At 70.0% G+C, this 23,633-nt stretch carries 23 protein-coding genes; 3 read left to right on the forward strand and 20 right to left on the reverse strand.

Annotated elements, in window-relative coordinates:
- Positions 1–76: 76 nt before the first annotated feature.
- The 15 genes from ACIQD6_RS22380 to ACIQD6_RS22450 all read right to left on the reverse strand — a co-directional run bounded on the left by ACIQD6_RS22380 (position 77) and on the right by ACIQD6_RS22450 (position 15,984).
- Entirely contained in the window at positions 77–736 is a 660-nt protein-coding gene (locus ACIQD6_RS22380; RefSeq protein WP_401884900.1) for a response regulator, read from the reverse strand.
- Positions 733–2,070: a sensor histidine kinase gene (locus ACIQD6_RS22385; protein ID WP_401884901.1), complete on the reverse strand. Its 1,338-nt coding sequence runs from the start codon at positions 2,068–2,070 to the stop codon at positions 733–735. Before ACIQD6_RS22385 ends, ACIQD6_RS22380 begins: the two co-directional genes overlap by 4 nt.
- Before the next feature lie 210 nt (positions 2,071–2,280).
- On the reverse strand, positions 2,281–3,165 hold the full coding sequence (locus ACIQD6_RS22390) for an alpha/beta hydrolase family protein (protein WP_401884903.1): 885 nt from the start codon (positions 3,163–3,165) through the stop codon (positions 2,281–2,283).
- A 207-nt stretch (positions 3,166–3,372) separates the two neighbouring features.
- Positions 3,373–4,707: a kynureninase gene (gene kynU, locus ACIQD6_RS22395; protein WP_401884904.1), complete on the reverse strand. Its 1,335-nt coding sequence runs from the start codon at positions 4,705–4,707 to the stop codon at positions 3,373–3,375.
- A gap of 43 nt (positions 4,708–4,750) precedes the next feature.
- The gene (locus ACIQD6_RS22400) at positions 4,751–5,623 is read right to left on the reverse strand and encodes a tryptophan 2,3-dioxygenase (RefSeq protein WP_401884906.1); all 873 of its coding nucleotides are present in this window, start codon (positions 5,621–5,623) and stop codon (positions 4,751–4,753) included.
- A 181-nt stretch (positions 5,624–5,804) separates the two neighbouring features.
- On the reverse strand, positions 5,805–6,782 hold the full coding sequence (locus tag ACIQD6_RS22405) for a DUF3152 domain-containing protein (RefSeq protein ID WP_401884907.1): 978 nt from the start codon (positions 6,780–6,782) through the stop codon (positions 5,805–5,807).
- Between the two features lie 426 nt (positions 6,783–7,208).
- On the reverse strand, positions 7,209–7,622 hold the full coding sequence (locus ACIQD6_RS22410) for a DUF3151 domain-containing protein (RefSeq protein WP_401884909.1): 414 nt from the start codon (positions 7,620–7,622) through the stop codon (positions 7,209–7,211).
- 44 nt (positions 7,623–7,666) lie between these two features.
- Positions 7,667–9,151, reverse strand: a complete 1,485-nt coding sequence (locus ACIQD6_RS22415; protein WP_401884911.1) for an MFS transporter — start codon at positions 9,149–9,151, stop codon at positions 7,667–7,669.
- Positions 9,152–9,340: 189 nt separating this feature from the next.
- Positions 9,341–10,372, reverse strand: coding sequence for a class II fructose-bisphosphate aldolase (fbaA, locus tag ACIQD6_RS22420; RefSeq protein WP_401884913.1), 1,032 nt, complete (start codon positions 10,370–10,372; stop codon positions 9,341–9,343).
- Positions 10,373–10,595: 223 nt separating this feature from the next.
- Complete coding sequence (pyrE, locus tag ACIQD6_RS22425; protein ID WP_401884915.1) at positions 10,596–11,135, reverse strand: orotate phosphoribosyltransferase; 540 nt, start codon at positions 11,133–11,135, stop codon at positions 10,596–10,598.
- 111 nt (positions 11,136–11,246) lie between these two features.
- Positions 11,247–12,047 (reverse strand): aldose 1-epimerase, encoded by an 801-nt coding sequence (locus ACIQD6_RS22430; RefSeq protein ID WP_401884916.1) that lies wholly within the window; start codon positions 12,045–12,047, stop codon positions 11,247–11,249.
- Positions 12,048–12,056: 9 nt separating this feature from the next.
- The gene (locus ACIQD6_RS22435; RefSeq protein WP_401884918.1) at positions 12,057–12,998 is read right to left on the reverse strand and encodes an SRPBCC domain-containing protein; all 942 of its coding nucleotides are present in this window, start codon (positions 12,996–12,998) and stop codon (positions 12,057–12,059) included.
- A gap of 83 nt (positions 12,999–13,081) precedes the next feature.
- The gene (locus tag ACIQD6_RS22440) at positions 13,082–14,689 is read right to left on the reverse strand and encodes a polyamine aminopropyltransferase (protein ID WP_401884919.1); all 1,608 of its coding nucleotides are present in this window, start codon (positions 14,687–14,689) and stop codon (positions 13,082–13,084) included.
- Positions 14,690–14,789: 100 nt separating this feature from the next.
- Positions 14,790–15,320 carry a DUF2617 family protein gene (locus ACIQD6_RS22445; RefSeq protein ID WP_401884920.1) on the reverse strand — a complete coding sequence of 177 codons (531 nt, stop codon included), beginning with the start codon at positions 15,318–15,320 and terminating at the stop codon, positions 14,790–14,792.
- Positions 15,321–15,657: 337 nt separating this feature from the next.
- Entirely contained in the window at positions 15,658–15,984 is a 327-nt protein-coding gene (locus tag ACIQD6_RS22450; protein ID WP_401884921.1) for a hypothetical protein, read from the reverse strand.
- Positions 15,985–16,245: 261 nt separating this feature from the next.
- Here ACIQD6_RS22450 and ACIQD6_RS22455 point away from each other — a divergent pair, with 261 nt between their 5' ends.
- The gene (locus tag ACIQD6_RS22455; RefSeq protein ID WP_401884923.1) at positions 16,246–17,442 is read left to right on the forward strand and encodes a pyridoxal phosphate-dependent aminotransferase; all 1,197 of its coding nucleotides are present in this window, start codon (positions 16,246–16,248) and stop codon (positions 17,440–17,442) included.
- A gap of 189 nt (positions 17,443–17,631) precedes the next feature.
- Here ACIQD6_RS22455 and ACIQD6_RS22460 read toward each other — a convergent pair whose 3' ends face one another.
- The 4 genes from ACIQD6_RS22460 to ACIQD6_RS22475 form a co-directional block, all read right to left on the reverse strand.
- On the reverse strand, positions 17,632–18,252 hold the full coding sequence (locus ACIQD6_RS22460) for a hypothetical protein (RefSeq protein WP_401884924.1): 621 nt from the start codon (positions 18,250–18,252) through the stop codon (positions 17,632–17,634).
- A 515-nt stretch (positions 18,253–18,767) separates the two neighbouring features.
- Positions 18,768–18,968 (reverse strand): hypothetical protein, encoded by a 201-nt coding sequence (locus ACIQD6_RS22465; RefSeq protein ID WP_401884925.1) that lies wholly within the window; start codon positions 18,966–18,968, stop codon positions 18,768–18,770.
- 45 nt (positions 18,969–19,013) lie between these two features.
- Positions 19,014–20,294, reverse strand: a complete 1,281-nt coding sequence (locus ACIQD6_RS22470) for a hypothetical protein (RefSeq protein ID WP_401884927.1) — start codon at positions 20,292–20,294, stop codon at positions 19,014–19,016.
- Positions 20,291–20,956: a hypothetical protein gene (locus tag ACIQD6_RS22475; protein WP_401884928.1), complete on the reverse strand. Its 666-nt coding sequence runs from the start codon at positions 20,954–20,956 to the stop codon at positions 20,291–20,293. The genes ACIQD6_RS22470 and ACIQD6_RS22475 overlap by 4 nt, the downstream gene beginning before the upstream one ends.
- 257 nt (positions 20,957–21,213) lie before the next feature.
- Between ACIQD6_RS22475 and ACIQD6_RS22480 the strand changes: the two genes are divergently transcribed.
- Positions 21,214–21,951, forward strand: coding sequence for a hypothetical protein (locus tag ACIQD6_RS22480; RefSeq protein WP_401884929.1), 738 nt, complete (start codon positions 21,214–21,216; stop codon positions 21,949–21,951).
- A 239-nt stretch (positions 21,952–22,190) separates the two neighbouring features.
- Positions 22,191–22,814: a hypothetical protein gene (locus tag ACIQD6_RS22485; RefSeq protein ID WP_401884931.1), complete on the forward strand. Its 624-nt coding sequence runs from the start codon at positions 22,191–22,193 to the stop codon at positions 22,812–22,814.
- A 218-nt stretch (positions 22,815–23,032) separates the two neighbouring features.
- On the opposite strand, the gene ACIQD6_RS22490 is transcribed toward ACIQD6_RS22485, so the two are convergent.
- Positions 23,033–23,560: a YbjN domain-containing protein gene (locus tag ACIQD6_RS22490; RefSeq protein WP_401884932.1), complete on the reverse strand. Its 528-nt coding sequence runs from the start codon at positions 23,558–23,560 to the stop codon at positions 23,033–23,035.
- Positions 23,561–23,633 lie beyond the last annotated feature (73 nt).

Genomic DNA, 23,633 nt, shown 5'->3' on the forward strand with positions numbered 1-23,633 from the left:
GTCCACAGCCTGTGGGCGAAGCGGGCCGACACGGGACGCCGGCGCACGCTGCCGACTGCTTACCTCTACCGCCACCTCACCCCGGCGTGACCAGCCGCGCCTCGTACGCGAACACCGCCGCCTGCGTACGGTCCCGCAGCCCCAGCTTCACCAGGATCCGGCTCACATGCGTCTTGATCGTGGACTCCGCGACCACCAGATGCTCGGCGATCTCCGCGTTCGACAGGCCCTGCGCGATCAGCACCAGGACCTCCGTCTCGCGTTCCGTGAGATCACCTATCCGGGCCATCGTCGGGGCCCGCGGGGTCTCCGAGATCTTGGAGAACTCCGTGATCAGCCGCCTGGTGACGGTCGGCGCCAGCAGCGACTCGCCGGCCGCCACCACCCGTACCCCGTCGGCGAGTTGACGCGCCGAGGCGTCCTTGAGCAGAAAGCCCGAGGCACCGGCGCGCAGCGCCTCGTACACGTACTCGTCGAGGTCGAAGGTGGTCAGCACCAGCACCTTCGCGTCGGCGTTGCCCGCGACGATCTCGCGGGTCGCCTCGATGCCGTTCAGCTCCGGCATCCGGATGTCCATCAGCACCACGTCGGGGCGGAGCACGGTGACCTGGCGGACGGCCTCGCGGCCGTTCACCGCCTCCCCCACGACCTCGATGTCCGGCATCGCGTTCAGCAGCACCGAGAAGCCTTCCCGGACCATCACCTGATCGTCGACGATCAGTACCCGGATCGTCATGACGCGTCCCCGTCCCGTACGGCGGCCACCGGGATGAACGCGGCTACCTCGTAGCCACCGTCCTCCAGGAGATCCGCGGTCATCTCACCGTTCAGCATGGCCACACGCTCCCGCATACCCGTGATGCCGTGTCCCGATCCGGGAGACGGTTTGACCAGGCCCCGGGGCGGTGTGTTGACGATCCGCAGACCGATCCCGCCCAGTACGTAACTGATCTCGACGCTCGCGGTCGACCCCGGCGCGTGCCGCAGCGCGTTGCTGAGCGCCTCCTGGACGATGCGGTACGCCGACAGCTCGACGCCCTGCGGAAGCGCACGGACCGAGCCGGTGATCACCTTCTCCACGGTCAGTCCCGCGTCCCGGACATTGCCGAGGAGCCCGTCGAGATCGGTGAGCGTGGGCTGCGGGGCGTCCGGGGCCTGGTAGTCCGCCGACCGTACGACGCCGAGGACGCGGCGCAGCTCGGTCAGCGCGGCGACCGCGTTCTCGCGGATCGTGACGAAGGCCTGCTCCAGCTCGGGTGGCGGATTCTCCACCCGGTACGGGGCGGCCTCGGCCTGGATCGCGACGACCGACATGTGGTGCGCGACCACATCGTGCAGCTCACGGGCGATGGTGGTGCGCTCCTCCAGCAGCGTGCGCCGGTCGCGTTCGACGGCGGTGACGCTCTGCTGGGCCGCGACCTCCCGGTCCGCGTCGCGCCGGACATGCAGCATGGCGATGCCCAGCAGCATGATCGCGGAGAGGAAGATCATCATCAACGACGTCGAACTTCCGTACCCGTGACCGCGGTTGAGGAAGGTTTCGACGAACGTCGCGTAGCACACCGTGATCATCCACATCCAGACGGCGACGCGGGGGCGGGTGCGGACCGCCACCACCGCCATCACGATGAGGTAGGCGAGGAAGACACCGGGTGTCCAGGGCCAGTCGAAATCGTCGAAGGCGGTTATCACCATGCTGACACCCAGCGCCAGCCACCAGGCACCGACCGGCCTGACCATCGTCAGGAGAACCACCAGCACCGCGAGGTAGTCGGGCGGGTACGCGTGGTCGACGAAGGCCAGGAACAGGACCGCCATCGCGCCCATCACGATGGCGGCGTGCGGGGTCCAGACCGCGCGCTCACGCAGCCGGTCCGGCAGCCGGCGGACCATCGGGCCGTCCGTCCGCATGGGCTTCAGCGGACGGTAGGCGAAGGCGTCCTGGAAGAGATCCTTGCGCAGGCCGGCGAGCGCCCCCACGGCCAGGCGGAACTCGGGGCTCCGGGGCTTCCCGGTGTCTGTCTCGGTCACGGTGCCACGGTAGGCGGCGGGGGTGGGCGGGGTCGTCACCAGGGATGGGGATCCTCGCCCGTCCGTCCCAGGTACTACGCGGTCCGACCAGGAAGGGAAGACATCCGCTTCACGGAGTACAACCGGGGCGGTGAGGTGCCGCACACCGTCCCCCCGCACACCGTCCCCCGCGCGCGCTCACCCCGGCGCTCGTGCTCACCACGGCGCTCGCGCTCACCACGCAGCTCGGACTCATCACGGCGCTCGCGCTCACCACGCGAGCTGGGCGATCTCCTCCACCACCACCGCGCACGCGTCCGCCGCCGGGTCGATGAGCGGGAAGTGCCCGACGGCCTCCAGCAAGGTCAGCCCGACCATCTCGCCCGCCCGGCCCGCCGCGTCCACATAGGCCTCGGAGACGGCGTACGGCACGGTCAGGTCCGTACGGCCCTGCACCACGGCCGTCGCGATCCCCGTCGGCACCAGCACCGCCGGGTTGGCACTCTCCCTACGGTGCTTGAACTCCTCCTCGCCTCCCAGCAGTTGGAGGATCGCGCCACCGCACACATCCAGCTCCACGGCCCGTACGAGATCCGCGATCGGCGCCAGCGCGACGACACCGCGCAGCGGCGGCGGCTGCGGCAGGCGCCAGGGTGAGCCCTCGGGCAGCACATGCCGGGCCGACGCCCACAGCGCGAGATGGCCGCCGGCGGAGTGCCCGGTCACCACGGTCCGCCGCGCGTCGGCCTGCGGCAGCGCGTCCGCGACGAGCGCGGGCAGCGCGTCCATCGCGGCGGCCACGTCGTCGAACGTCTCCGGCCAGCGCCCCGCCACCGCCGCCTCGCCGCCCTGCTGTGGCAGCACCGCACCCCGCCGGTACTCCACATTGGCGACGGCGAACCCGCGCCGGGCCAGGAAGTCCGCGAACGGACTGAGGTGGGCACGGTCGTACGGTGCCCGCCAAGCCCCGCCGTGCAGGACGACGACGAGCGGCACACTCTCCTGGTTGGCCCGGGGAGCGTAGAAGTCGATCACCTGATCAGGGTGATCGCCGTACGCGGCGGTGGCGTCGGGCCGGACGGCCGGGTGGGCGAAGGCCGATTCGGCCTCTGCGGCGTCACGAGCAACAGCATCGCGCGCGGCGGGGTCCGGCATCTTGCTCCAACCTTTCGGTACGGGGGCCGAATTGACCTGATCGCACAGGGCTGATCAGCATGGGTTTGATCAGCGGGACGCTACCAGCCCCACAGGCCCCCGTTCGCCCCTCACGCCCCTGCAGTCACGCGGACAGATCGTGGAGCGTGCCCGGCACTGGAGCGTGCCCGGCACTGGAGCGTGTCCGGCACTACGGCGTGTCCGGTACTACGGCGTATCCGGCACTCCCCTCAGGACCTCCCCCAGCACTCTCGCCGCCCGTTCCGTGTCCGCGAAACCCGTGTACAGAGGGGTGAAGCCGAAGCGCAGTACGTCCGGCCGGCGGAGGTCGCCGACCACCCCACGCGCGATGAGCGCCTCCATGACGGCGGGCGCCTCGGCACACCGCAGGGCGATCTGGCTGCCGCGTTCGGCATGCGCGGTGGGCGTCAGCGAACGGACCCTCCCGCGCGGGGCATACGCCTCCACACACTCCAGGAAGAAGTCCGTGAGCGCCAGGCTCTTCGCCCGTACCGCCTCTATCCGTACCCCCTCCCAGACGTCGAGGGCCGCGTCCATCGCCAGCATCGAGAGGATGTCCGGGGTGCCGACCCGGCCGCGTACGGCGCCGTCCCCGGCCGCGTAGTCGGGGGCCATCGCGAACGGATCGGTGTGCGAGTTCCAGCCGGGCAGCGGGGAGTCGAACCGTTCCTGGTGGCGCTCGGCGACGTAGAGGAAGGCCGGTGAACCGGGCCCGCCGTTCAGGTACTTGTACGTGCAGCCCACCGCGAGATCCACACCGTGCGCGTCCAGCCCCACCGGCAGGGCGCCCGCGCTGTGGCACAGGTCCCAGACCACGATGCCCCCGGCCTCGTGCACGGCCGCGGTGATCCCGGGGAGGTCGTGGAGGCGTCCCGTACGGAAGTCGACATGGTTGAGGAGTACGACGGCGGTACGCGGACCGAGCGCGCCGAGCAGGCTGGACGGGTCGACCGGGACGATCGGACTGCCCGTCATCCGGGCCGCGGACCGCGCGATGTACCCGTCCGTGGGAAAGGTCGTGGCGTCGACCAGGATCTCGTCCCGGGCCGGTTCGGCGGGATCCAGCAGGCGCCCGGCCGCGACCACGGCCTTGAAGACATTGACGCTGGTGGAGTCGCCGACCACGATCCGGCCCGGCCCTGCGCCGACGAGCGGCGCTATCCGGTCGCCGATCCGCTCGGGCGCGGTCCACCAGCCGCTCTCGCTCCAGGACCGGATACCCAGCTCGCCCCACTGGCGGCCGATGACGTCCTGGAGGCGCGCGGGGACATGGCGGGGCAGGGCGCCGAGGGAGTTCCCGTCGAGATAGACGGTGGCGTCGTCGAGCGTGAACAGGTCGCGGAGTGCGCGGAGTTCATCGGCGGCGTCGAGCGCGGCGGCCTTCCGGGCCAGGGGTCCGACCGGAGACTCAAGGAGATCGGAGGACTCATCAGAAGACCCGGGGAGCGCGGAGGACTCAAGGTGCGCGGAGGACCCGGCAGGTACGGAGGGCCCGACAGGTACGGAGGGCCCGACAGGCACGGAGGACCCAGCAGGCGCCGAGGGCTCGTTAGGCGTGGAGGACTCAGACATGGCTGCGCGCCGTCCACAGCTCGGGGAAGACGTTCTTCGTGGCCCGCTTCTCCAGCCAGGTGACGCCCGCGGAACCGCCCGTACCGGTCTTGGAACCCATCGCCCGCCGCGTCGCCACCAGATGGTCGTTGCGCCAGCGCCAGACCAGCTCACCGACATCCGTCAACGCCTCGCCGAGCCGGACGAGTTCGCCCTGCTGGTCGGGGTCCGCGTAGATGCCCGCCCAGATCTCCTCGACCCCCGGGGACGGCTCGTACCTCAGCGACAGATCCCGATCGAGCACCGCCGTCGGCACCGGCAGCCCGCGCCGGGCGAGCAGCCGCAGCACCTCGTCGTACAGGCTCGGCTCCTGGAGCGCCTTCTCCAGCTCGGCGTGGACGCGCGGGGCGCCCCGGTGCGGCACGAGCATCGACGCCGACTTGTCACCGAGCAGGAACTCCATCCGCCGGTACATCGCCGACTGGAAGCCGGAGCCCTCGCCGAGCGCGCTGCGGTACGAGTTGAACTGCGCGGGTGTCAGCTGACCGAGCGGCTTCCACGACGCGTTGAGCGCGTCCAGCTCGCGCACGGACCGCTTGAGCGCGTCCACGGCCACCTGCGTGCGGTCCTCGCGCAGCGCGCGGGACGCGGTCTCCCACTCATGGACGATGACGGTGAACCACAGCTCCATGACCTGAGTGGTGACGAGAAAGACCATCTCGCCGGGGTCGTCCGAGAGCGGGTGCTGCAAATGGGTGAGGACGTCCGCCTGGACGTAGTCCTCGTACGGAGTGGTCCCGGCGAAGTCGAGATTCGGGGTGTCCGAACCGGCAGAACCGGCAGAACCGGCAGAACCGGCTCCGGGAACATCGGGGGCATGCGACATCTCTGTCTCCTCGATATGTGCTCCGGGTAGCGGTCCGCCCCTTCCGTGTGGTTACGGAGCTCCGGTCCCCTCTCGGCATCATAATCCGGGGCCGGTGTCCGGGGTCAGATCGGTCTCCGCCCCCGCCCCGCCCCCGTTTCTGCCCCGGTTCCGGTCCCCGAGCCGGTCCTGTCCGGTCCGGTCAGACCGCGGGGCCCGTGACGTACTCCCCGTCCTCGTCGTACGGCCAGGCATTGGCCCGGCAGCCGTCGAGGCCCTTGATCTGCTGCATCATCACCGGCGCGAGCTTGCCGGCGCCGGGACAGCCCAGGTGCTGCTGGATGCCGATCTCATGGCCGACCTCGTGGTTGATGATCAGGTGCCGGTAGTCGGCGGGCGGCCCGTCGAACGTCGGCGACCCCAGCAGCCAACGCCGCAGATTGACCACCACGCCGTCGATGGTCTCGCAGTTCAGCTCGCCGCCTGTGTCGAGCCCCTGGGCGAGGCAGAGCTTGTCGGCGGTGGCCGGGGTGGCTATCCGGATGACGAAGTCGGCGTTCGAGGAGACCAGTTGGAAGGAGCCGCGGCCGTGCGCGGCCCAGCCGCGCGGGTGGGCGAGGATCCGCTGGATCTCGTTGGCGGCCCCGGAGGCGGAGACGTCGATCCCGTCCTCGACCTGGACGCGGTAGCGGCGCAGCGGACCCGAGCCGGCCTTGGCGCCCTGCGCCTGGGCGGTGGTGAAGGTGCCGGGGCCAGAGGCGGGGACATCGGCCGACGAGGAGGCGGAGGGGGAGTCGGAATCGGGCTCGGAGTCCGGCTCGGACTCGGCGGCGGAATCGGACTCGGAGGGGCTCGACCCGGGGGAGGCGGAGGGGCTCGTGGCCGGGGAGGCCAGGCGCTCGGCGTCCGCCGACTCGGCGGGTACGACGGGCTTGGCGGCGGCCTCGTCCTTCGCGGCGGTGTCGGCGTCCGCCTTGCCGCCCTGCCAGGCGGCGACGGCGACCCCGCCGCCCACGATCACTACGGCGAGGCCGAGCCCGGCCAGGACGAGGGACGTGGTTCTACGGCGGCGGGCTCTGCCGGTGCCTCTGCCGGCTTCGCCGAACTGGCTGTGTGCGGTGGTACCCGCGACTCGGCGGCTTCCGGTGACTCGGCGGCGGACAGCGGCGCGCTTACCCAAAACGGACTTCTCCCCTGGTGAGACCGGCGTTCCTTGCGGGGGGAGAGGCGAGTGGGGAGCCTCTGTGCCGGAGTGACGGAGTACGGACGTACGGACTGACGGAGGGACGGACTGACAGAGGGACGGACTGACGGAGCGACGGAGGGACGGAGGGACGGAGGGACGGAGGGACGGACTGACAGAGGGACGGACTGACGGAGCGACGGAGGGACGGAGGGACGGAGGGACGGAGGGACGGAGGGACGGAGGGACGGAGGGACGGACAGATACGACTGGCGCACTGAAGCGAACAGTCATTCACAGCACGCGCGTTCGCACGCACGAACGAACGAAGGCCCGCGCCCTTGCAGACGGGCGGGGCCTTCGAAAGGTTCCGTTTTCAAACAAGCAGCCGACTCAAGCAGTCAGGCCGACACAGCCGGTCAGCTAGCCGAGCGTGTCCGCCGCCTGCGGGGAGGAGTCGCGCAGGAACGCCGCGCAGCGCTCGTACTCCTCCTGCTCACCGATCGCCTGCGCGGCGCGGGCGAGCCCGTGCAGAGCGCGCAGGAAGCCACGGTTCGGCTCGTGCTCCCACGGCACCGGGCCGTGTCCCTTCCAGCCGCTGCGCCGCAGGGCGTCGAGCCCGCGGTGGTAACCGGTCCTGGCGTACGCGTACGACTCGACGACCCGCCCGTTCTCGAACGCACCGTCGGCGAGCTGTGCCCAGGCCAGCGAGGAGGTCGGGTACTTCGCGGCGACGTCGGCGGGCGCCGTCCCGTTCGCGAGCAGCTCACGCGGCTCGGGGTCGTCGGGCAGCTGAGTGGGGGGCGGTCCCCCGAGGAGGTTTTCGTGGATGGCCATACGTACAGTCTGCCCTGCCCTCGCCCCGCCCGGACGCCGCTCCCTCACAGCTCACCCGAACCCCCTTCCGCCGCCGGAAGATCCGTGGGTTTCACCACTCTCCTCGGCTCCAGGGGTGGCGCCGACAGCCCGCAGTTCACCCGGCACTCGGGCGTGCTCGGCGCCGTCTTCAGCAGGGGCGTACGCACCGTCACGAAGGCGATCACCGCCCCCACCACCAGCACGCCCGCGCACAGCGGCATCGCGCGCCGGAAGGTATCGCCGAATTCCGTCGCCGAGCGGTACGCCTCCGGGCCCGTGCCGGCCAGCAGGGGCAGCGCGGCCACCGCGAGCAGGCCGGCCGCGCGGGCCGCCGCGTTGTTGATGCCGCTGGCAAGCCCCGCCTTCGCGGTCTCCACGGAGGCGAGGACCGTCGCCGTCAGCGGCGCCACCAGGGTCACCATGCCCATCCCCATCACCACCAGCGCGGGCAGCACATCCACCAAGTACGAGGCGTGCTCGCCCACCCGCAGCATCAGCATCATGCCCGTGGCACACAGCAGGGGGCCTACGGTGAGCGGGATACGCGGCCCGATCCGCTGCGCCAGCGCGCCGGACCGGGCGGAGAGCAGCAGCATCAGCACGGTCGTCGGCAACAGGGCCGCCCCCGCGCCCAGTGCCGAGTACCCGACGACGACCTGGAGCTGGAGCGCGGAGAGGAAGAAGAAGCCGCCGAACGCCGCGTACACGCACAGCGTCACCGCGTTCACCGAAGTGAACTGCCGGGACGTGAAGACCGACGGCGGCACCATCGGATCGGAACGCCGCCGCTCGACCTGGACGAAGACCACGGCGACCAGCACACCCGCGATCCCCGCCCACAGGGCCTTGCCGATCAGCGCGTACGTGATCAGGGCCAGCCCCGCCGCACCGAGGAACGCGCCCAGGACGTCGAACCGGCCGTGCGCCGCCGGGTCCCTGGTCTCCGGTGCGTGCCGCAGGGCCACCGGCGCGCAGATGGCGGCCAGCGGCACATTCAGCAGGAACACCCAGCGCCAGCCGGGACCGTCGACCAGCCAGCCGCCCAGGAACGGACCGACCGCCGCGCCGACTCCGCCGAGCCCCGACCACAGCCCGACGGCCCGCGCCCGGTCCTCCGGACGAAAGCTCGCCTGAATGATCGCGAGCGAGCCCGGCACCAGCAGCGCCCCGCCCACGCCCTGCAACGCCCGCGCGAGGATCAGCACAATGGCGTTCGGCGCGAACCCGCACATCAGCGAACCGCACGCGAACCAGATCACCCCGAGGACGAAGATCTTCCGCCGTCCGTACCGGTCACCGAGCGAACCGCCGAGCAGGATCAGTGCGGCCAGCGTGAGCGTGTAGGCGTTGACGATCCACTGAAGAGCCGCGAGGTCGGCGTTGAGCGAGTCCCCGATATGGGGCAGCGCGACATTGACGACGGTCGAGTCCAGCAGGGCCATGCTGGAACCGAGCACCGTCGTGAAGATGATCCAGCGTCCCTTGGCCGAGGACAGCCTGATGTCCATACGGGGATCATCCTCGCCCCGGAGCGGGAGGGCGACCCGGCGAACACGGCAACAGCCGGGCATGGCACGGGCCCGGCACCGTCATACGGGATGCTGTTGCTCGACCAACAGCATCCGTCATACGGATACCGGACCCGGCGTACTTGCCCGGCGTACTTGCCTGGCGTCCTTGCCTGCGGACAGGCTCGCTTACTTGAGCTTGGTGCCCGTGGAGCGCAGCGCGCCGCACGCCTCGGTCACACGCTTGGCCATGCCCGCCTCGGCCGCCTTGCCCCAGGTGCGCGGGTCGTAGGTCTTCTTGGAGCCGACCTCGCCGTCGACCTTCAGCACACCGTCGTAGTTACGGAGCATGTGGTCCGCGACGGGACGCGTGAAGGCGTACTGGGTGTCGGTGTCGAGGTTCATCTTCACGACGCCGTTCTCCAGCGCGGTGGCGATCTCCTCGGCCGTGGAGCCGGAGCCGCCGTGGAAGACGAAGTCGAAGGGCTGGCTGCCGGCGGGCTTGCCGTACTTGGAGCTGACACCGGCCTGGAGGTCCTGGAGCAGCTCGGGACGGAGCACCACGTTGCCCGGCTTGTAGACGCCGTGAACGTTGCCGAAGGACGCGGCCAGCAGGTAGCGGCCCTTCTCGCCCAGGCCGAGCGCCTCGGCGGTACGCAGGGCGTCGTCCACCGTGGTGTACAGCTCGTCGTTGATCTCGTGGGTGACGCCGTCCTCCTCACCGCCGGTCGGGGTGATCTCGACCTCAAGAATGATCTTGGCGGCGGCGGCCTTCGCGAGGAGCTCCTCGCCGATGGCCAGGTTGTCGGCCAGGGTCTCGGCGGAGCCGTCCCACATGTGCGACTGGAAGAGCGGGTTACGGCCGTCCCGGACGCGCTCGGCGGAGATGTCGAGCAGCGGACGGACATAGCCGTCGAGCTTGTCCTTGGGACAGTGGTCGGTGTGCAGCGCGACATTGATGCCGTACTTGGCCGCGACGATGTGCGCGAACTCGGCGAGCGCCACCGCGCCGGTCACCATGTCCTTGCTGTACTGACCGCCCAGGAACTCAGCACCACCCGTGGACATCTGGATGATGCCGTCGCTCTCGGCCTCCGCGAAACCGCGCAGCGCGGCGTGCAGGGTCTGGGACGAGGTCACGTTGATGGCCGGGTAGGCGAACTTGCCTGCCTTCGCCCGGTCGAGCATCTCGGCGTAGACCTCGGGGGTTGCGATGGGCATCAGGCCGCTCCTTGTGATGTGCGGGTGTGAGGTGCTTGTCCCTGACCTGGGTGCGACGACGTCGTCGCACCCATCCTTCCAGACTCCTTCACGGGCTCCACCTGGAGCACCGGCCTACCCGGCAGCGGGGGCTGGGCCGTTTCACGTGAAACGGCCCAGCCCCCGGCAAAATCCCTGGTCAGACCTGGTCAGGCCAGGTCAGGCCAGGTCAGGTGAGAGCCGGTCAGGCCAGGCCCAGCTCGTCCAGTGCGTAGACCTTGAGGTACGGGAGCCCGGCCGCCTCGATGGCCGGAGCCGCGCCCCGCTCGACGATCACCGCGACCGCGACGACCTCGCCTCCGGCCTCGCGTACCGCCTCGACGGCGGTCAGCGGCGAACCGCCCGTGGTCGAGGTGTCCTCGACCACCAGACAGCGGCGGCCCTTCACATCCGTGCCCTCGATCCGGCGCTGCATTCCATGCGCCTTCTGCGCCTTGCGGACGACGAACGCGTCGAGCCGCTTCCCGCGCGCCGCCGAGGCGTGCAGCATCGAGGTCGCCACCGGGTCGGCGCCCAGCGTCAACCCGCCCACGCAGTCGAAGTCCAGCTCGGCGGTGGTGTCGAGCATGACCTGCCCGACCAGCGGCGCGGCATGACCGTCCAGCGTGATCCGGCGCAGGTCGATGTACCAGTCGGCCTCGAGCCCCGAGGAAAGAGTCACCTTGCCGTGCACCACGGCCTTGTCCTTGATCAGCTGGAGCAGCTCAGCCCGTACGTCAGTCATGGCCATGAGCTTACGACCTGGTGCACGACAGCGGACGGGCTCCCGACGCTCTGCGACTCCAGGGCAGGACCCTCGCTGCGCGGCGCCCTCGGAAGCATCCCCGGAGGCGCCTCAGAGCCGCTGCCACGTCCAGGTCGTCGCGATCTCCAGCGGCTCGACCGGGGTGACCAGGTGCGGCAGGGTGTTGAGCCCGTTCGGCGGGCCGGACTGCGGCTCCACACAGACCGCCTCGGCCTGCTCGTCGTAGATCACCGCCCACTCGGCCCGGCTGGCGACCTTCAGCTCCAGCTGTCCCGGCCAGGTCAGGGTGACATCGACGCCGTCGGGCATGCCGAAGCAGTCGTCCCAGGGACCGGGGAGCGGCGGGATACGGCGCCCGGTGGGCAGATGATCGTCCCCGCGCTCCTCCTGCCAGGCGGCGGTGAAGTCGACGCTCACCTCGCTCTCGCCCTCCCCCAGCTTCCGCAGGAACCAGGGGTGCCAGCCGGCCTGCGCGGGGAACGACGAGTCGTACGTCTCCACCCCCAGCGCCAGCGTCAGCGAGTCCTCGGTCAGCTGGAAGGTCTGGGTGACCCGCCCGCTGTACGGCCACGGCTCGACCAGGTCGTACGTGAACGCCGCCTCGCTCTCGCCCGCCCGCGCGGTGCGCCAGGCCGTGTCCCGGCCGGTGCCGTGGATCGCGTGCGGCGGAGAGTTGAGCGGCATCTGCTGGACCGCTCCGCCGTTGCGGAACTGACCGTGCTCGATCCGGCCGCACCACGGCACCATCGGGAAACAGCCGTACCGCTCGCCCTGGCGCAGCAGTTCGGTCCCGCCGATGCGCAGACTGCTGATCCGGCAGCCGTTCGCCGGAGTGATGGTCAACTCGGCGTCGCCCGCCGCCAGCTGGATGCTCTTCTCGCTGCTACTCACACCCCGACACTACTTGCGGCGCCGCAGTGCGCGCCCGACCACCACGGCGGAGGCGAGCGCGAGCGCGGCGGCGGGCGCGACCCAACGGAGCGTGGCGCGCGTACCGGCGGCGTCGGGCGCGGGTACGGGCGCGTAACGCCCGCGCGGCGGCGCGTGATCGACCTCCTCGGCGCTGCGCCCGATCATGGTCCGGCGGGCGTGCGCGGCCTCGGCGGGCGGCTCGTCGGGGACGAGGAAGTCCCCCTCGCCGGAAACGGTCTCCGCGTCGATCGAGGCGCCCTCGGCACCGGGCTCGATGTCCGCGCCGGTGTCGTCTCCGGTGCCCGCACCGATGTCGTCGCAGGTGTCATCGCAGGTTTCCGCACCGGTGTCATCACCGGCACTCACGTCCCGACGCACGTCCCCACTCTCACGTACGTCCCCGTCCCCACGCACGCTCCCGTCCGCATCCACGTCCGCATCAACATCACCGTCCGCAGGGGGATCCTGCCGCTCCGAAGACTCCGAAGACTCAGGGCCCGGGGCGGCCGACTCCTCGCCCAGACGCACGACCAGACGGTCCAGCAGGCGGTGCGCGGCGGCCACGGTCGTCTCGGCGGGGAACTCCGCCAGGCGGCCCTCCACGTGCGATCCCCCGGTGAAGGTGAGCGCCGTGCCGCCCGGCGCCTGGGCCAGCCGTACCGCGAGCGTCACCTTGACGGATCCCGTGCCGCGGACCTCCGTCCCCTCTCCCTCCGCGGTGAACACACCGTCCCGCTCGGTGAGGGTCAGCGAGCCGCGGTAGGTGATCGTGTGCCCACCGACCCGGATCCTGAGCCGCCCGGCCAACGGCCCCGCCGCCCCGTCCGCGTCCTGTTGAAGCCCGGGGACACAACGGGCCACCCGGGCGGGATCCCGCAACGTCCGCCGGAGTGCCTCTGCCGTGACCGGAACGAACACCTCATGCTCCATGGAACCGAGCCTACTCAGTTCTCCCGGCGCACGACCCGTCCTCGGGCCCCCCAATGCCGCACCCGTAGGTTCGCGGAGGGCGACTACCCCCCGTACCGCGGATGCATCAGCGTCGATGCCGGCAGGCCCTTCATCCGCGTCTCCTCCACCCCCCGCACCCCCGCCGACAGCACCGGCATCGCCAACGACCGCAGTCTCGGTGCGTCGGCCGCCAGGCCGAGCCGCGGACGCGTGCCCAGGCGCGCCAGCTCGAACCCCCAGTCGCGAACAGCCGGTTTGCCGTCCTTCACGCGGTCGGGCCCCGCCGCGAAGCCGGACGGTCGCCCCGTCGCGCGGTACGGGCTGGTGCTGAACCCCGCCGCGCGCAGCGTCGCGTCGACCGTCCAGTACAAACGCGGCTCGGCCATCGGCGACCCGGCGTGCACGGCCAGCCGTCCGCCGTCCGCGAGGACCCGCGTGGCCAGGCCGTAGAACTCCTCGGAGTACAGCTTCGTGCTGGGTGTGATGCCGGGGTTCGGCAGATCCGAGATGACCACGTCGTACGCCCCCTCGTGCCCGCCCTGCGCGCCTCGCAGCCAGGTGAACGCGTCCGCGGCCACCGCCCGCGTCCGCGGATCGTCGTACACATGCCCGTTCAGCGCGGCCAGCGCCGGGTCCGTACGGGCGAGGCCCACGAACTCCGGGTCCAGGTCGACGACGGTGACCGAGCGGACGTCCCCGTACCGCAGGACCTCGCGCGCGGCCAGCCCGTCTCCCCCTCCCAGGATCAGCACGCGCGTGTGCGCCCCGCGCATCGCGGGATGCACCAGCGCCTCGTGGTAGCGGAACTCGTCCCGTGCGCTGACCCGCAGCCGCCCGTCCAGAAACAGCTCCAGCGGCCCGTCCCGGTCCCCCGTGACCACGACCTCCTGCAGGGCCGTGCTGAGGGCGACCCGCACCTGGTCTCCGTACACGGCCCGCCGCGCCGCGCGCTCGAAGTCGTCGACCAGGACCGCCGCCGTGGCCAGCACGGTCAGCACCAGAACGTTGACCGTCAGCAGCAGCCAGCGCGAACGGGACGTCAGATCACGCCCGAAGACCCACAGGACCAGCGCCCCGCCCGCCACCGCGTTGACCGCGCCCGTCAGCAGCGCGCCCGTGAGCTGCCCGAGCCAGGGCAGCAGCAGGAACGGGAAGGCGAGCCCGCCGACGAGCGCGCCCACATAGTCCGCGGCGAACAGATCCGCGACCGTCCCCTCCGCGTCCTGCCGGGAGACCCGCTGGATGAGCGTCATCAGCAGCGGGATCTCGGCGCCGATGAGGATGCCGATGCCCAGCGAGAAGCCGACGAGCACATAGCGGGACTCGCCCATCCACACGAAGCTCGCGTACAGCACGAGCGCCGAAGAGCCGCCCAGCAGCGCCAGCGCCGCCTCCAGCAGCCCGAAGCCGAACGCCGCGTGGCAGCACAGCCGCTTGGCGAGCAGCGAGCCGACGCCCATCGCGAAGACCATCACCGACAGGACGACGGATGCCTGGGTGACGGAGTCCCCGATCAGATACGAGGCGAGCGCGACCAGCTCCAGCTCGTACACCAGTCCGCACGCGGCGCAGATGAAGACCACGGCGAGGATCAGAAAACGCCCCGCGCCGGGGCGCACGGGCAGCCGCGTCTCACCCAGGGGCGGCGAATGCACAGACTGTTCGATCACACACGTAACGCTACGTCACGAATTGATTGCGGTTTGTCACCCACACGGGTGTAACTCCCGCACGGGCGTCACTACAGCACGGGCTCTCGCACCGGTGCGACTACAGCTGCGACTGCAGCACGGCAGGAATACGGGCCCCGATCCGCGTCCGCGTGACGACGAGCTGACCCTCCTGTGGATACGCGTGCCAGGTGCGCCACCGCACTTGGCCCTCGTCACGCTGCGCGAGCATCGCGGTGAAAGCGTTCGGGATGCCGGGGAAGATGCCGGCCAGCCCGTTCGGGTGGTCGGCGACCAGCGCGAGCAGTTCCTGCGCGCGCCCCGCGAACGAGCCGTGCGAGAGCGTCTCCACGCGCGCGGCGAATTCGTACTCACGCTCCCCCACGCGCGTGGAGACACCGAGCGGCAGCGGCGTACTGCTGCCCGGGATGCAGGCGACGGTCTCGGAGCAGGTACCCCGCTCGTCCTCCAGAAGCACTTGATGGGAGGCGCCGAGCAGTCTCAACTGCACTGCGGCACCGTCGAGATGGAGATCGAGAACGGCCAGAGCGGGGAGCGACTCCCTGCCCAAGGCCCAGGCCAGGTCGGCTGCACGGGAGTCGGTGTAGGCGGTATGGAGAGTGGTGAGCATGGGTCGGCTCCGCAAACACGCTTGACGGGTGGACCGGGGACGTCCCGGACGATGAGCGAGGGAACTTATGGGGGGAGATCGCCTGCTCGGTGCCGAATGAGGCCCGAGGGCTGGAAGCTCTCAACAGCGAGGGAATCATGAACTACGCGACGCTCACAGCGTTTTTACCCAACTTGAAGGGGTTTCCATCCCCTCGGGGGCCGCACAGTTCAAATGTTCAACAAATGCCGTCGGAGACGGTCAGGTACATAGTCAACATGAAGATGCCCGGTGGGTTTTCGCTCCCCACCGGGCATTGTCGGCGCACTGTCGGCCGCTGCGGACCAGCTGCCCCGTGTCAGCCGCCACCACCACCGCAGCCCCCGCCGCCGCCCCCGCCGCCGCACGACGAGCTCCCGCCGCCGCACGACGAGCCGCCGCCGCAGGAAGAGGAGCCGCCGCACGACGAACCGCCGACGCCACCGGCAGCGCCGCCACCGGCCCACCAGCTGCCGTTGGAGGACTTGCCTTTGGCGCCCTTCTTCTTCAGCGAGGGGCTCGACACACCGCCGCGCCCGGCCGCCTTGCGGGACTTGACGCCCGCGCCGTTCCGCCCGTTCACCATGCTCACCACGAGCCCGACGAACGCGACCACGACCAGTACGACCACTACGAGTCCTGCCATTGTCCTCACCGTCCTTCTGTTCCCCCGAGGCGAAGCCCCCGCGCCCTCACGCGTCCGGCTCCGCGTTGACCTGCCTGCTGTGCTGCTTTCGCGTACCGCCTTAGACGTTGCGTGCCGCCCGAGAGGTTGCGCTCGGCCTTCGCCGCCGTAACGCGTCGCCTTACCGCGTCGTCGCCTCTCGCGTGACGTGAATGTCCCCTCCCGGCCACCGGCCCAAAGGCGACTTGAGCAAGTCCAGAGGTTCGGCGCAGGATGGCGGCCATGACCGCACGCGAACCGGGCTCACGCCCTCTGCTCAACCGCCGCCTCGGGGAGTTCGGTACGACGATCTTCGCGGAGATGTCGGCGCTCGCCCTCAAAACCGGGGCGATCAACCTCGGCCAGGGCTTCCCCGACACCGACGGCCCCGAGGAGGTCAGAGAGGCGGCGGTACGGGCGCTGCGCGACGGGCGCGGCAACCAGTACCCACCGGGCCCCGGCATCCCCGAACTGCGCACCGCGATCTCCGAGCACCAGCTCAAGCGGTACGGCCTGACATACGACCCCGACACCGAGGTCCTCGTCACGGCGGGCGCCACCGAGGCGATCGCCGCCGCACTGCTCGCCCTGGTCGAGCCCGGCGACGAGGTGATCGCGCTGGAGCCGTACTACGACTCGTACGCCGCCTGCGTCGGCCTGGCGGGCGGCACCCGCGTCCCGGTCACCCTCCGGCCCCGGGACGGCACGTACCACCTGGACCTGGATGAACTGCGCGACGCCGTCACCGACCGCACCCGCCTGATCCTGCTCAACACCCCGCACAACCCGACCGGCACGGTCCTCACCCGCGAGGAACTGGCGGCCGTCGCGGAACTCGCCGTCGAACGCGATCTGCTCGTCGTCACGGACGAGGTGTACGAGCACCTGGTCTTCGAGGGCGAGCATGTGCCGATCGCGTCGTTCCCCGGGATGCGCGAGCGGACCCTGTCGATCAGCTCGGCGGGGAAGACCTTCTCGTTCACGGGCTGGAAGGTGGGCTGGGCGACCGGGACCCCCGAACTGGTGGCGGCGGTGCGCTCCGCCAAACAGTTCCTGACGTACGTGTCCTCGGGCCCCTTCCAGTACGCGATCGCCGAGGCACTGCGCCTGCCCGACACCTACTTCGAGGGCCTGCGCACCGACCTGCGGGCCAAGCGCGACCTGCTCTCGGCAGGCCTCACGGCGGCCGGCTTCGAGGTCTACCGCCCGGCCGGCACCTACTTCGTCACCACCGACATCCGCCCCCTCGGCGAGAGCGACGGCTTCGCCTTCTGCCGCGCCCTGCCGGAAAGGTGCGGGGTCGTGGCCGTACCCAACGCGGTCTTCTACGACCACCGGGACCAGGGGGCACCCTTCGTGCGCTTCGCGTTCTGCAAGAGGGACGACGTCCTCCACGAGGCCGCCGGCCGCCTGCAACGCCTACGGCCCTCTGAGCGATAATCCTGAAGCCCTCATCGGAAAGCCCTCATCGGAAACTCGGACAGCACCTCAAGAAAGAGCCAGGCTCGCCCACACTAACCGGATAGACAAGAAGCGAGCAAACCCAAGAATAACCCCCAGAATAAGAGCAGCGGCAGCGATCTTCAATGCGATGGCTGCCCACCTGGGCTCCATGTCAGCGAAACGGGCTCAGCTCTCGCTGGGCGAGGCTGAAGAAATCGGAGTGCTGGACGACCAGAAGGCATCGTGGACGCTGGGGCGGGGTACCTCGTTTCCGTAGTAGTCGTGGCCGTTGGCTTTCGTGGCGGGGTCGGCGACATCAGATTTCTTGACGCAGGGCGTCTGAACCTTAAGGAAGAACTGCCCCTTATATCCAACGATCAAGCTCATACCGAAACCGTCGCCGGTTTTAGCGTAGATCGCGGGAGAATCCTTATCCGAGTTGACGCTTGTGATTTTATAGCCATCCTCCTTCCAATTTCTCTCAATTACTCCGAGGAGCGCCCCCCGCCGCTCCTCTGAAACCTGTGTCATGACGACAGCGTTACGAATGGTGGATCCATATCCATGCGAATCATTCTTGAAATCTGTGCAGCCTCCGCCACTCGATGTGTCATGAGTCCACTGAAGTGGCGGATCAACCATTGAAAGCGTCTTGAATACCACTGCATCGGCCTTCTCTGCGGCCTCCTGCATGTTCACCTTCGAGTTCCTCTCGGCATCATCGGAACCAGCTTCACTCACGGTGCAACCAACTACGGAAAAAGCGATGAGCGCGAAGCCGAGCATCCGGAAGGGGGTGTATGTCATCGAGGCGTCTCCGTCGTGATGCTGTCTGACTTTCCTGCCACAATCCTAGCGATGTTGTCTGCCGATTCTGGGTCCTCTTCAGGAGTAAAGTACTCGGAGTGCGCCGGAGTTGGCCCTCCCTCGATTCCAGCCAGATAGAAGGGCAGAGGGCCGTCGCCGACTCTGAAGCGTGTGGCTCCGAATGCTTCGCTCGCCGGGTCCTTCCCAAACCAGACGTCGTCGCCTCCAGGGTCGGCCAGGGGGCCCACAACGGGGCCAGCCAGAAGCGCGGCAGCAGCCTGGGCTTTCGAGGGGAGCCAGGTCACAGGATCGTTTCCTGCAGAGCCAACGAATACGTGATCCTTTCCGACATTGAGGTCGGACGCCTTGTCGACCCCTACACTCGGACGGGGCGATGCTGCCCGATGCGCTCGGGGATCAATTCGGAGTCTGCGCGAAAAGCCTTGTCTCGTACGGGAATTGACTCGGGCCGGTCATGGCGGCCCCGACCGCCTCCGCGAGCGGTCAGCCAGAGCTCACTCGGTGTCCTTCGGATGCCGTGGCGAGGCGTACACGACGATCACGGTGGAGGTCTCCGGGCTGACCAGGTGGCGAACCCGGCCACCGCTGGTGATCTCGTACTCCCACTGCTCCAGCTCGGACCCCTTCCACTCCTTGGTGGCATGCCTCCCCCGGAGCTGATGCCGGCGGCTCCAGTTCGACCCGGCCGAGGTCATCACGATCGAGCGGACGCAGCGATTCCCTGAGCTGGTCGGAATCGGCTAAACAGCGCCGGTCCGGTCGGATGCTGTGGCGGTGCGGGCCTCACCCGCGAACGCGGCGGCCTCGACGACGAGCGGATGGTGCAGGTGGCGGGCCACGGCCACGAGATGCTGCCGCTCGGCATGGGGCTCGACATCGCTACCCGGAAGCCGCGCGAGCCGGTGAGGGGAGGGAAGCGCGGGCGGGACGGCGTCACGGGCCTGCGCGGCGTGCAGCAGGGTGGCCGCCGCGTGCGCGGCCGTCACGTCCCAGTCGGCGCCCGGTACGGCACCGTCGGCGCCCGGTCCGGCACCGTCTCGGTCCCGCTGATCGGCCGCGAGACGGTCGACGAGCAGGGCGGGCAGGGGGCTCCACCACGGACTGAGGCGTCCGGCCCCGTCGTGGATCGCGGCCATGACGGCGACGAGGTCGAGAGCCGTGTTCAGGCCCGGCCAGAGAGCGGAGGCCTTGGCGGCCTTGGACACGTCGGATTCCCTGGACACCAGGTCGAGCAAGGGCTTCAACGTCCGCCGGTCCTGACGTTCGGCCCGCCGCGAGCGCAGCATGACCGAGGCCAGGGCCACGTTCGCGGCGACACAGCTGGCGATGGTGGCGAGCCAGGCGCTCGCAGCGACGGTGTCGAGGCGGCGCTGTCCGGTGGCCGAGCCGATCATGGCGGTGGCGGCGAGGGGGACGTTCACCAGGTTGAGCCCGACTGCCACGGAGAACCACCCCAGAGCCGATCTGAGGTCGTCGGCGAGGGCGGGGCGCGCGGGGATCGACAGGGACCTGCACTCCCGGACGGTGACCACGATGGTGATGATCAGCGCAGTCCAGTAGACCAGGTGGAGCGCGATGACATCGGGCACGCGGGCGTAGACGGCGACGAACCGGAGGGGAGTCGCCGGTCCCAGATCCGCGTGCGCGTAGAGCGCGACCATGGTGACGATGGCGACGCCGTAGACGGGCCCCCAGCGCAGAGCCGTGGAACGCAGGGCGGCCGGCGTGTTCCGGTCGGGCTGCCAGAGCTGGCTCAGCGCGTGAGCGTGCGCGACGCACACCAGGGTGAGGACGGGGACCAGGAGCGAGCAGACGTTGGGAGAGCGCACCGCCGTGCCGACGGTCCGGTACACGACCGGGGTCGCGAGCAGGAAGATCAGCCCGGCGCAGAGGAGTACCGAGGCCGTCAGCGTCAGGGTCCACTCGCGTTCGTGGCGTGCGGCGAAAGCCTTGACCGTGCCGAGGCCGAGAGTCACCCCGGCGATGACCAGGTTGGTCAGGGTGAGGAGCAGGCTCGTCATATCGAGCGTCGGTTGCTGAACGCGGTGGTGAGGGAGCCGACACTGCGCCCGTCCCTGTTCAGGTCGAGCAGCGGCAGCGCGACCCGCGCGAACCACTCACAGGCGCGCTCCTCGGGATCGTCATAAGTGGAACGCAGCTTCGCGGGCCGGGTGAGGATCTCCTCCCTGACCCGGGCGGGCAGGGCGGACATCTGGTCGCGCAGTGCCTGGAGGCTCACGCCGTCGAAATGCTGGTGCGCGGCGACGGCTTCGGCGTCGCCTCCGGGCGAGGGGCGCAGGTGGCGCACCTCGTGCAGGAGGACATGGGCGTGGTGGCGGCGGCTGAGGCGGTCACTGAGCCCGATGTAGTCGACGTTCTCACCCGGTACGGCTATGCCGCTCACGTCGGGCGGCAGGCCGGGCAGCAGGAGACTTTCGACCTGACGGCCGCGCAGTGCGGAGATGGCCCGCAGCACCTCGGGCACGCTCGCCCCCGCGGCGAGACGCAGCTCGTCGTGGAAGAAGCGGCGCGCCTCGCGCAGTTCGCGGGTACGGGAGCGGTGGTCCCGTACGGCCGTGCCGAGCCGGGTGGTGGTCGCGCCGACCCTGCTCGGTACGGCCACGGCCTCGGCGAGACGGAGGAGACCGGCGCGGCGTGGGGATGGTGCGCCGGTGGTGGTCACGGGCCGGTCAGTCCTCGGACGGCCGCGCGGTCCTTCGGAGCCTGGTAGGGCACCTGGAGGCGGCTGTGCATCGGCTTCACGCTTTCAGGCTCCCCGTTTCCCCTGTCGTGACAGGCTGCGCCGACCGACCTGCGGGGCGACAGTATCAAGGCTGCCGGGAGCGGCGCTTGGGAAGAGCGCGGTAGTACGGCCTTAGCGGTGGCACGGCCTTACTGGGGACGCCATTCCCGTGGATCATCAGCGTAAACTGTCAACAAATGACGACAGTTCTGGTCGCGGCCGGTGCCGTCCGGATACGCTGCCGCCGCACCCCGTCTGCCATGGCCCCTGGAGACCGCAAGGTGAACGTTCCTCGCGAGGTAACCGCAGCCGATATCGCCCAGCTCCTCCGCGATGTCGACGCCGCCGCCTGGCGGCTGGGCTACGAGGGCCGCGATCCCGTCCTGGACGTCTCCGACATCGCACGGAAGACCGGCATCGGGCCCGGTCGCGTACGGGAACTCCTCGACGGCGCCGAGCCCGAGCCGCCGCCCCGCGAGAACAAGGCGCGCGAAGCCTTCTACCGCCGACTCGTCAGTCAGCGCCTGGACGCGCTCCGGCGCCGGAACCCGGACTCCCCGGACGGCGAGAGCTACCGCGAGATCGGTGACGAGGTCGACCTCTCACACTCGCTCATCGGACACCTCGTCAACGGAAAGCGCAGCTCACGCCCGGAGTACAGCTCCCCCCTGGAGACGCGTTACGGCGTGACCCACGGCTTCCTGTCCAGGCCGGAGGGCGACGCCCTCGCCGATCACCTGATGAAGGTCAAGGAAGGCCTGCACGCGGGCGCGGTCCTCGAAGGCCTGCGGGTCCTCGGCGGCGAGCAGGTCTCGCTGCGTCGCACCGACGACGGCGCCCCGTCGCTGGAGGGCCTGGTGGAGGTCGTCGACGCCCTGGTGGCCCGCAAGCGCATTCTCGACCGCAGGAAGCCGGACGGGCCCGAAGGGTCCTGACGGCGCCACTGATCCACGCCTGTGGGGATATCACCCCGTCTGGGACCTGACCCGCACTCCCCACTGTAGCCATTTGTTGACAGCGTGGCGGATGGTGCATGAGTATCTGGGCACGTCAGAGATTCACCGTCGGCACCCCCCACGACCAGGCCCGCCACGTGCGCGGCCTGCTTCGTGCCGGCCGTACGCAACTACGTGAGCGCCCCACGGTGGCCCCCCATCTACAGCAGGAGCATGTCTTGCCGCACCACAAGCCCACCCGTCTCGCCCTGGCCGTGCCCGCCGCCCTCCTGGCTCTCACGCTCAGCGCGTGCGGAGGCGGAGACGACAGCGCCGGGAGCACCGGGCAACCCGCCCCCTCGTCGAAGGACACCTCCCCGACGGCCACCGCGTCGCAGGCCGAGGCCGCGTCCGGCGGCGACGTGGCCACCGGCGAGAGCGTCACGGGGAAGGTCGCGGAGGAGGAGGGCGAGGTCACGTACGAGATCACCGCCGAGAAGGTGGACCTCGGCACGGAGGCCGAGGCCGCCGCGGTGGTCAAGGACAAGGCCGACGCCAAGGGCATGGTGATGGCCGTCGCCCACGTACGGTTCACGCACAAGTCCGGGCCGACCCTCAGCAGCAGCTCCGATGTGAACGACGGCACGACCATCTGGGCCGACGACCAGCGCGGCGCGGTGATCCTGTTCGCTCCCGACGACGCGCCAGGGTGTGAGGACGTGTACGACATCGAGAGCTGGAAGGCGGGCGAGAGCCACACCGTGTGCACCACGTACCTGGTACCCGCCGCGGCCAAGGACGTACAGGTCCACTGGTCGGAAGAGGACGGCGAGCCCTACATCTGGACCTTCCCCAAGGGCTGACACTCCCAGATCCGGCGGGGTGCCGCGCAGGGGACGGCACCCCGCCCCATTCTTCCGGTCCGGCCCCGGCGGCCCGGCGGGCCTCTGTCGTCCGCCCGGAGAGCGGGGCCGCCCCTCAGCACGAAAAAGCCCGGCCAGGGGCCGCGATCATGGACGATCACGGCGCCTGCCGGGCTCTCACGCCGTTACGGCGCGGGGGCGTGCGGCGGAGGAACGGCTCAGGCCTCCTCGGGCTTCTCGTCCCCCGGTTCCAGGCCGAGCTGTTCCACGAGCCACTTGTCGAACTCGATCGACGCCCGCACCCAGCTGACCGTCGATGAAACGAAGTGCTCCAGGCTGACACCCATGCCGATCAGCATCTGGGCCTCGCCGATGAGACGGACGGTGGGCGGACCGTCGCCCTCCTCGTGGATGTGGCTGTAGACCTTGGGCCACAGTGTGCGGCGGTTCCAGTCGTCGATCGCGTCCAGGATCTTGGACTTGTCGGTGACAGGGTGCGGCCGGTCGTAGAACGTCCGTACCGAGAAGACCTGCTGGTCCTCCTCCCCACGGAACATGAAGTACGTGCGGAATTCCTCCCACGGCGCCGCGAGGTCACCCTCGTCGTCGACGACGTACTTCAGCTCCATCTGTTCGAGGAGCTGCTTCACCAGGTCCTGGTCAGGGACGACGGGGCCCGCCGGTTCTGCACCCTGCGGTTGGGGCTGGCCCCCGAAATTCGGAATCGAGGACGGGTCGATGCTCACCGTGTATTTCCCTTCGTACGGTTCCTGCCATCCTCTCCCATAGCAGGAGGGCCCTGGCAAGCCCGGCCCGCCC

This window comes from Streptomyces sp. NPDC088400, from assembly GCF_044753355.1.
In the GTDB taxonomy this organism is placed as follows: Bacteria; Actinomycetota; Actinomycetes; order Streptomycetales; family Streptomycetaceae; genus Streptomyces.